This window comes from Luteibacter sp. (assembly GCF_051958795.1).
GTDB lineage: Bacteria > Pseudomonadota > Gammaproteobacteria > Xanthomonadales > Rhodanobacteraceae > Luteibacter.
Genome location: NZ_JBQCFT010000124.1, coordinates 1 through 8,843, shown reverse-complemented (window position 1 = coordinate 8,843; position 8,843 = coordinate 1). Strand labels below are relative to the sequence as shown.

General features: G+C 66.1%; 8 protein-coding genes and 1 tRNA gene. 6 read left to right on the top strand and 3 right to left on the bottom strand.

The genetic code is table 11. From position 1 onward, the window contains the following. Positions 1-157: 157 nt before the first annotated feature. Together fdxA and ACTHLF_RS06865 are read right to left on the bottom strand one after the other, a co-directional pair. Positions 158-481, bottom strand: coding sequence for a ferredoxin FdxA (fdxA, locus tag ACTHLF_RS06870; protein WP_440326013.1), 324 nt, complete (start codon positions 479-481; stop codon positions 158-160). 28 nt (positions 482-509) lie between these two features. Beyond that, positions 510-585: transfer RNA gene (locus ACTHLF_RS06865), tRNA-Glu, on the bottom strand. Positions 586-769: 184 nt separating this feature from the next. Between ACTHLF_RS06865 and pcnB the strand changes: the two genes are divergently transcribed. From pcnB to pgi, 6 genes are all read left to right on the top strand, one after another. Beyond that, a complete protein-coding gene (gene pcnB, locus ACTHLF_RS06860; RefSeq protein ID WP_440326011.1) occupies positions 770-2,137 on the top strand; it encodes a polynucleotide adenylyltransferase PcnB in 1,368 nt (455 codons plus the stop codon). Then, positions 2,134-2,619 carry a 2-amino-4-hydroxy-6-hydroxymethyldihydropteridine diphosphokinase gene (folK, locus tag ACTHLF_RS06855; RefSeq protein ID WP_440326009.1) on the top strand — a complete coding sequence of 162 codons (486 nt, stop codon included), beginning with the start codon at positions 2,134-2,136 and terminating at the stop codon, positions 2,617-2,619. The genes pcnB and folK overlap by 4 nt, the downstream gene beginning before the upstream one ends. A 69-nt stretch (positions 2,620-2,688) precedes the next feature. After that, a complete protein-coding gene (gene panB, locus ACTHLF_RS06850; RefSeq protein WP_440326007.1) occupies positions 2,689-3,516 on the top strand; it encodes a 3-methyl-2-oxobutanoate hydroxymethyltransferase in 828 nt (275 codons plus the stop codon). A gap of 10 nt (positions 3,517-3,526) precedes the next feature. Further along, positions 3,527-4,372, top strand: a complete 846-nt coding sequence (gene panC / locus ACTHLF_RS06845) for a pantoate--beta-alanine ligase (protein WP_440326005.1) — start codon at positions 3,527-3,529, stop codon at positions 4,370-4,372. 141 nt (positions 4,373-4,513) lie between these two features. After that, positions 4,514-4,894: an aspartate 1-decarboxylase gene (gene panD, locus ACTHLF_RS06840; RefSeq protein WP_440326003.1), complete on the top strand. Its 381-nt coding sequence runs from the start codon at positions 4,514-4,516 to the stop codon at positions 4,892-4,894. Between the two features lie 185 nt (positions 4,895-5,079). After that, positions 5,080-6,714 (top strand): glucose-6-phosphate isomerase, encoded by a 1,635-nt coding sequence (gene pgi / locus ACTHLF_RS06835; RefSeq protein WP_440326001.1) that lies wholly within the window; start codon positions 5,080-5,082, stop codon positions 6,712-6,714. A gap of 44 nt (positions 6,715-6,758) precedes the next feature. On the opposite strand, the gene parE is transcribed toward pgi, so the two are convergent. After that, positions 6,759-8,651: a DNA topoisomerase IV subunit B gene (gene parE / locus ACTHLF_RS06830; RefSeq protein ID WP_440325999.1), complete on the bottom strand. Its 1,893-nt coding sequence runs from the start codon at positions 8,649-8,651 to the stop codon at positions 6,759-6,761. Positions 8,652-8,843 lie beyond the last annotated feature (192 nt).

The window sequence follows — 8,843 nt, the reverse complement described above, 5'->3', positions numbered from 1 at the left end:
GGAGTCCGCCGCGTCATCGACGCGCTGAAGTCTCGCGTGGTCTTCTAGTAATCCCTGCACCTTCCGTAATGAAAAGGCCGCCGCTGTGCGGAATTTTTTTGTGCCTGTTTCCTGATCGAGGCAATAAAAAAGGCCCCTCGGGGCCTTCTTCAACCGCTCAGCGCTGGAGCAGCTCGATCTTGTTGGGCTTGTTTTCCCAGTCCTTGGCGTCCGGCATGCCATCCTTGCGCTCGGTGATCACCGGCCAGTCCTTCGACAGGTCGGCGTTCAGTGCCACGAACTGCTCCTGCCCAGCGGGGACATCGTCCTCGGGGTAGATGGCATTGATCGGGCATTCCGGCTCGCAGAGGGTGCAGTCGATGCACTCGTCCGGATTGATGACCAGGAAGTTCGGGCCTTCATGGAAGGCATCGACCGGGCAAACCTCGACGCAGTCCGTGTATTTGCACTTGATGCAGTTGTCGGTGACGACAAAGGTCATGCGAACGGTTCGGCGCCGGAGAGGAAAGTGGCGCTCCCTACGAGGTTCGAACTCGTGTTCCAGCCTTGAGAGGGCCGTGTCCTAGACCACTAGACGAAGGGAGCGGGGTCGTACGAAACGTACGAAGCGCGCTAGTATATCCAAAGTCCGGCCGCTGGCAACGCCTTGGGCGCCCGCTCGTCGGATTGGGTCGAATTCGTTACATTTGGCCCGTTCATCCCGACACCGGGCGCCGGTGGGGGCAGCCACTTGACCGGGCGCTGGTGCGCCCGCCAGGACATCAACCGCTTGAATTCCGAATCGAGGAGCGATGTTCCGCCCGGTGTGAGAATCATCCCGCGCGAACAGCACTCCATCTCTCGCAAGAACATCAGCAAAGCCGCCCTGCGCGTGCTTTACCGACTGCATGACGCCGGGTTCGCCGCGTACCTGGTGGGCGGCGCCGTGCGCGACCTGCTCCTGGGCGGCCACCCCAAGGATTTCGACGTGGCGACCAATGCCACGCCGGAAGAGGTCAAGGGGCTGTTCCGCAACTGCCGCCTCATCGGCCGCCGGTTCCGCCTGGCCCACGTCGTCTTCGGCCCCGAGATCATCGAGGTGGCCACCTTCCGCGGCACCGGTGAGGAAGGCGGGGAAGGCGAGGGCGACCGCCACATCGTGGATGGCCGCATCGTTCGCGACAACATCTGGGGCACGATCGAGGAAGACGCGGTGCGCCGCGATTTCCGGGTCAATGCCCTTTATTACGACATTGCCGATTTCAGCGTGCGCGACTATGTCGGCGGCATGCAGGATCTCGAGGACCGCACCATGCGGCTCATCGGCGACCCCGAGCAGCGTTACCGCGAAGACCCGGTGCGCATGCTCCGTGCGGCGCGCCTTGCCGCGAAGCTGGGCTTTACTATCGATCCGACGGCGTCGGCGCCGTTCAAGAAGCTCGGCCACCTGCTGACCGAAGCGTCGCCGGCCCGGCTGTTCGATGAATCGCTGAAGCTGTTCCTCGCCGGCCACGGCCTGAAGAGCTTCAAGATGCTCGAGGCCTGCGGCCTGCTGGAGTTCCTGTTCCCAGCCACCGCCCGCGCGCTCGAGCGCGGCGACCACGCGCTGCGTGCGCTGGTGGAACAAGGCCTCGCCAACACAGATGCGCGCATCGCCGAGGGCAAGTCGGTGACCCCGGCGTTCCTCTACGCCGTGCTGCTGTGGGGCGAGGTGCGCGACCAGGCGCATGGCTGGATGGCACAGGGCTTCGAGATGAACGAAGCATGGCAACGTGCCGCGGTCCACGTGGTGGGCGAGCAGTGCCAGCGCGTGGCGATCCCGCGTCGGTTCACCTTCACGATGGAAGAGATCTGGGCGCTGCAGCCGCGCTTCGAGCAGATCCATCGCAAGCGTGTGTTTCGCCTCATGTCGCATCCGCGCTTCCGCGCGGCCTTCGATTTCCTCCTGTTGCGCGCCCATGAATCCACGGGTATGCGCGAGCTGGGCGAATGGTGGGCGCATGCGCAGCAGCTGCCTCCGGAAATGCTGGCGGCAGCGCTGGGCGGCGGTGGTGTACCGGTCCACGATGGCTCCACGGTGGCCGCCACGGCCCCGGCGCGCAAACGCCGCCGGCGGCGCAAGCCCACCCGGGGCAAGGGCGATACGAGCGGGGCGTGAGCGTGATCGCGTTCATCGGCCTGGGTGGCAACCTGGGTGACGTCCGTTTGCGCCTCGAGGCGGCGATCGGCGTCCTCGCGGTCACGCCGGGCATCCGCGTGACCGCGCGCTCGCGCTTCTATCGCACGCCGCCCTGGGGCAACGTGGACCAGCCGGATTTCGTCAATGCCGCGATCGCGGTCGAGACGTCGCTCGGTGCCCATGCCTTGCTCGATGCGCTGCTCTCCACCGAGCGCGCGTTCGGCAGGGTTCGCGATGGCGAGCGCTGGGGCCCGCGCACGCTCGACCTGGACCTGCTGGCTTACGGCACCGCGATCATCGACGACGACCGCCTGGCCGTGCCGCACCCGCGGATCGCCGAGCGGGCTTTCGTCCTCCTGCCCCTGGCCGATATCGCACCGGACGCCGTGCTACCCGGCCAGGGCAGGGTGGCCGACCTGCTGGCCGCGGTCGATGCGGCTGAATGCTTCCCCCTGGCCTGATCCCGGTTCCTTGAGCCCCGGGCGATTCAGGCGGACAATTCGAATTTCACCCAACGAGGCGACAAGAGCGTGTACGTCGAAAATACGAGTGCGCCGGCGCGTAAGCCGGTGACCGTGCCGGGCCTGAAGGCGATGAAAGCCGAAGGCCGGAAGATCGTGATGCTCACCGCCTACGACGCGAGTTTTGCCGCGCAACTGGAACTCGCGGGGATCGATGTCGCCCTGGTCGGCGACTCGCTCGGCATGGTGGTGCAGGGCAGGCCGAGTACGCTGCCGGTCACGGTCGATGACATGGTCTATCACACCGCCGCCGTGGCTCGCGGGCTAAGGGCTACGCTGCTCGTGGCCGACCTGCCTTTCATGAGCGACCGCGATGTTCCCGCGGCGATGGAAGCGGCGACGCGGCTGGTGGCCCAGGGTGGCGCCGCCATGGTCAAGATCGAAGGTGCGGGGCGTATCTGCGAGGTCATCGCGGCACTCGCCGAGCGCGATATCCCCGTGTGCAGCCACCTCGGCCTTACCCCGCAGTCGGTGAACAAGTTCGGCGGGTACAAGGTGCAGGGCAAGACCGACGATGCCGCCGACAAGCTCTTCGCGGACGCGAAGGCCGTTGAAGCGGCCGGCGCCGACCTGCTCGTGCTGGAGTGCGTGCCCTCGGCCCTGGCCGAGCGGATCACGAAGGCGCTTTCGATCCCGGTCATCGGCATCGGCGCGGGCGTCGGCTGCGATGGCCAGGTCCTGGTCGTGTACGACATGCTCGGGCTTACCCCGGGCAAGCGGCCGAAGTTCTCCAAGGATTTCCTCGACGGTCGTGGTTCCATTCCCGCAGCGATCCGCGCTTATGCGGATGACGTAAGGGCAGGGGCGTTCCCCGGTCCGGAACACAGCTTCAGTTAAAGAGCCCGCCATGCAGACCGTTACCGATGCCGCCGCCCTCCGCGCCACCATTCGTGGCTGGCGTACCTCTGGCCAGACCGTGGGCTTCGTCCCGACCATGGGCAACCTCCACGAAGGCCACCATTCCCTGCTGAAGCTGGCCCGCGCCCGCGCCGATCGCGTCGTGGCCTCGGTGTTCGTGAACCCGACCCAGTTCGGTCCCGGCGAGGATTTCGAACGCTACCCGCGCACCCTGGCCCAGGACCAGGTGGGGCTGGCCGAGGCGGGCTGCGACGTGCTGTTCGCGCCGGAAGTGGCGACCATGTACCCGTTCGGGCCGGAGGGCAGCGTCAGCATCCACGTGCCCGGCGTGACCGAGACCCTCGAGGGGGCGCACCGCCCCGGTCATTTCGACGGCGTGGCCACCGTGGTCTCCAAGCTGTTCCACCTGGTCCAGCCGGATTTCGCCGTGTTTGGCCTGAAGGATTTCCAGCAGCTCAAGGTCATCGAGCGGATGGTCCGCGACCTCTCGCTCCCGGTGAAGATCATGGCCGGCCCGACCCTTCGCGATGAGGATGGCCTGGCGAAGAGCTCGCGCAACCAGTACCTGAGCCCGGCCGAGCGCCAGCGCGCCCCGCAGATCTACGCCACGCTGACCCAGATGCGTGACCTGTTCCGCCAGGGGCACAACTGGCAGGCGCTGGAAACGGCCGCCCGGGCGCGCCTGGAGCGAGCGGGGTTCGCCCCGGATTACGTCGCGATCCGCCGCGCCGAGGACCTGGCCGAGCCGGCCGCCGACGAGCGCGAGGGCCTGGTGGCCCTGGTGGCTGCCCGGCTGGGTGCCACCCGCCTGATCGACAACCTGCCGTTCGACTGAAAGCCTTCACGCACGGGCACTTGCGTTTCCGATCCCGCTCCCCCATAAAGCGCCTCGACACCGAGGAAGCCCATTCACGACGGTACGGGCTACCTCCGTTAGAATGGGCGTTTTTGTAACCGACAGACCCCAGAGACCGCCATGCACCTCAACATGCTCAAGTGCAAGATCCACCGTGCCACGGTGACTCACGCCGAGCTGAACTACGAAGGTTCGATCGCCATTGATGGCAACCTGCTCGACGCCGCCGGTATGCGCGACTACGAGCAGATCCACGCCTGGAACATCAGCAACGGCGAACGCTTCGTCACGTACGCGCTGCGTGCGGAAGAGGGCTCGGGCATCATCTCCGTGAACGGTAGCGCCGCGCGCCGCGTTTCGACGGGCGACCTGGTGATCATCGCCGCGTTCGCCAGCCTCTCCGAAGCTGAGCTGGCCAACTACAAGCCGGACCTGGTCTACGTGGATGCGGACAACCGCATCACGCATACGAACCATTCGATCCCGAAGCAGGGCGCCTGATCTCGTAGGAGCCCGCCCTGTGGGCGACATCTTCGCGATAACGCTGCAGGCCCTGTGGCATCCCCGCGAACGGCGTCGCCCACAGGGTGGGCTCCTACGAAGAAATGGGTCTTGTACATACAATCCACTTACGTTGCAGTGCGGTAATATCGGGGCTTCCCTCCGTCGCAGCCAAAGTGGAAGCCATGGATTCAAACCACGTCCCCGTGCCGTCGTTCGATGAGCACAAAAGCCGCCTCGCCGGCACCTCCCTCCGCACGCTCGTCAACGACGCCTCCCGTGGCGATCGCTTCCGCAAGCGCATGGGCCCAATCCTTCTCGACATCACCCGCCAGAAGCTGGACACGGCGGCGCTGGATGCCGTGGGTGCCTACATCGAAAGCACCGGCTGGCAGGCCGCGCGCGATGCGATGTTCGAAGGCAAGCACATCAACACCTCTGAAGACCGCGCCGTGCTGCATACCGCGTTGCGCGGTGGTGCGTCGCGTCACCCGGCTGCCCCCGCCGATGTCCGCAAGGAAGTCGCCGAGGCACTCGACCAGATGGAGAAGCTGGTCAACGCCGTGCACAAGGGCGAGGGTGAATCGGTCGGCCTGATCGGCCGCGTGACCGACGTCGTGAACATCGGCATCGGCGGTTCCGACCTCGGCCCGCGCCTTGCCGTGCACGCGCTCGAGCAGTTCCACGTCGATGGCATCCGCAGCCACTTCCTCACCAATGTCGATGGCCAGGCGGCCAACGACCTGATGAAGAAGCTGGATCCCACGCATACGCTGGTGATCCTGGTATCGAAGAGCTTCAACACGCAGGAAACGCTGCTCAACGGTGGCGTGTTCCGCGACTGGATCCTCAAGGCCAACAAGGGCGACACCGCGAAGACGGCGAAGCACTTCATCGCGGTGAGCTCGAACGTCGAGGCCGTGAACAAGTGGGGCGCCGCGCAGGTGCTGCCGATGTGGGATTACGTCGGTGGCCGCTTCTCGCTGTGGTCGGCCGTCGGTGCGTCCATCGCCTTCGCGATCGGCATGAACGGCTTCCGTGACCTGCTGGCGGGTGCCGCTGAAGCGGACGACCATTTCCGCACCGCGGAGTGGAAGGACAACCTGCCGGTGCTGCTGGCCGCGGCTGAGCTGTGGAACCGCAACATCCTCGGCACCACCAGCCGCGCAGTGATCCCGTACGTGGATTACCTGGCCGACCTGCCTTCGTACCTGCAGCAGCTCGAGATGGAATCGCTGGGCAAGCACGTGCACCCGACCACCGGAAAGCATGTCACCGGTTCGACGGTTCCGGTCGTCTGGGGCAGCATCGGCACCAATGCGCAGCACGCCTATTTCCAGGCGCTGCACCAGGGCACCGACATCGTGCCGCTGGAGTTCATCGGCCTGGTGAAGCCGGCCCACCCGCTGCGCGAGAATCAGGATGTGCTCACGGCCAACCTGCTCGCGCAGGCCGCCGCGCTGTCGCTTGGCAAGACGTTCGAGGAAGCGCTCGCGGAAGCGAAGACGGGCACCGAGGACGAACGCCGCGCCCTGGCCGCGCAGCGCACGTTCGAGGGCAACCGCCCGAGCAGCGTGTTCATGCTCGACTCGCTCACCCCGCATTCGCTGGGTGCACTGATCGCGCTGTACGAGCACAAGGTGTTCATGCTCGGCCACCTGTGGGGCATCAACGCGTTCGACCAGTGGGGCGTGGAGCTGGGCAAGGTCATCGCCAAGCAGATCTACCCGTCGCTCGCGAACGACAAGGATGCGGGCGATATCAGCCAGTTCGACGCGGCGACGCGTGGCCTGATCGAGGCGATCCGCGACCGCCGTTGATCGCCACAAAAAAAGCCCGGCGTTTGCCGGGCTTTTTTTGTGGATCAGACCTCGAGGGTGGCGAGGTCGCCCTTTTCCTCGAGCCACTGCTTGCGATCGCTGGCGCGCTTCTTTGCCAGTAGCATGTCCATCAGCTTCTGCGTGCCATCCTCAGCTTCCACGGTGAGCTGCACCAGGCGGCGCGTATCGGGGTGGATGGTGGATTCGCGCAGCTGCGCCGGGTTCATCTCGCCCAGGCCCTTGAAGCGGGTGACCGAGACGGCGCCCTTCATCTTCTCGCGCTCGACCTTCTCCAGCATGAGGCGCTTTTCTTCCTCATCCAGGCAGTAGAACACCTGATTGCCCACGTCGACGCGGAATAGTGGCGGCATGGCCACGAACAAGTGGCCCTCGCGCACCAGCGTGGGGAAGTGGCGCAGGAACAGTGCGGAGAGCAGCGTCGCGATGTGCAGGCCGTCGGACTCCGCATCGGCCAGAATCACGACCTTGCCGTAACGCAGGCCGGAGAGGTCATCTTTGCCGGGGTCGCAGCCGATGGCGACGGCCAGGTCGTGCACTTCCTGCGAGGCGAGCACCGCGGTGGACTCGACCTCCCAGGTGTTCAGGATCTTGCCACGCAGCGGCATGATCGCCTGGAAATCCTTGTCGCGCGCCTGCTTGGCCGAGCCGCCCGCCGAATCGCCTTCCACGAGGAAGATCTCGGTGCGGGTCAGGTCGGTGGAGGCACAATCGGCGAGCTTGCCGGGCAGGGCGGGGCCCGACGTGATCTTCTTGCGGACGACCTGCTTGGCGGCCTTCAGGCGCGCACTCGCGCGCTCGATGGCAAGCTGCGCGATCTTCTCGCCAAGATCCACGTGCTGGTTGAGCCACAGGCTGAAGGCATCGTGCACGACGCCTTCGACGACGCCCGCCGCGTTACGCGACGAGAGGCGCTCCTTGGTCTGGCCGGCGAACTGCGCGTCCTGCAGCTTGATGCTGAGGACAAAGGCCAGCCGCTCCCACACGTCTTCCGGCGCGAGCTTCACGCCGCGCGGCAGCAGATTTCGCAGGTCGCAGAACTCGCGGATGGCGTTGGTGAGGCCGGAGCGCAGGCCGTTCACGTGCGTGCCGCCCTGCGCGGTGGGGATCAGGTTCACATAGCTTTCCTGCACCAGCTCGCCTTCCGGCAACCAGCACAGGGCGACATCGACCGTATCGGTCTCGCGGGCGAAGTGCTTCACGAAAAGGTCGGCCGGCAGGGCTTCGGCGCCCTGGAGTTCGGCGCGCAGGTAATCCTGCAGGCCGTCCTCGAAATACCACTCGGTGGTTTCGCCGGCCGCGGATTCGTCGTGCAGGCGCACGGTAAGGCCGGCGCAGAGCACGGCCTTCGCGCGCAGCAGGTGCTTCAGCTTGGAGACGAGGATGCGCGGGGAATCGAAATACTTCGGATCCGGCCAGAAGCGCAGGGTGGTGCCGGTCTTCTTCTTCGGCACGGTGCCGATCACTTCGAGCTCGCTGGCGCGGTCGCCGTTCGCGAAGCTCATGCGGAATTCCTGGCCCTCGCGGCGGATGGTGACATCCACGCGGGTGGAAAGCGCATTCACCACCGAGACGCCCACGCCGTGCAGGCCGCCCGAGAACGCGTAGTTCTTGTTCGAGAAATTACCGCCCGCGTGCAGGCGGTTCAGGATCAGCTCGACACCCGGGACCTTTTCGTCGGGGTGGATATCCACGGGCATGCCACGGCCGTCATCGCTGACCTCGACCGAGCCGTCGTTGAACACGGTGACATCAATGGTCTTCGCATGGCCGGCGAGCGCCTCGTCGACGGAGTTATCGATGACTTCCTGCGCCAGGTGGTTCGGGCGCGACGTATCGGTGTACATGCCGGGGCGGCGCTTGACCGGGTCAAGACCGCTGAGGACTTCGATGTCTGAGGCGTTGTAGCGAGTATTCATCAGGCGGGGAGTCGTTTCGTTAGCCGGGCAGGATGGGTGAGCGTAGCGGGCCGGTCAAGCCTGCCCCACGGGTGTATCACCCCATGAGACACGCTGTTGTGGGGGGGGGGGGGGGGGGGGGGGGGGGGGGCCCGGGGGCCCCGCCCGCCCCGCCGGGGCCGCCCCGCCCGCGCGGGGGGGGGGGGGGGGGCC

Excerpts from the sequence above, each read along its gene's own strand:
- fdxA (WP_440326013.1), bottom strand. The coding sequence starts at position 481 with ATGACCTTTGTCGTCACCGACAACTGCATCAAGTGCAAATACACGGAC.
- panC (WP_440326005.1), top strand. The coding sequence starts at position 3,527 with ATGCAGACCGTTACCGATGCCGCCGCCCTCCGCGCCACCATTCGTGGC.
- panD (WP_440326003.1), top strand. The coding sequence starts at position 4,514 with ATGCACCTCAACATGCTCAAGTGCAAGATCCACCGTGCCACGGTGACT.
- pgi (WP_440326001.1), top strand. The coding sequence starts at position 5,080 with ATGGATTCAAACCACGTCCCCGTGCCGTCGTTCGATGAGCACAAAAGC.
- parE (WP_440325999.1), bottom strand. The coding sequence starts at position 8,651 with ATGAATACTCGCTACAACGCCTCAGACATCGAAGTCCTCAGCGGTCTT.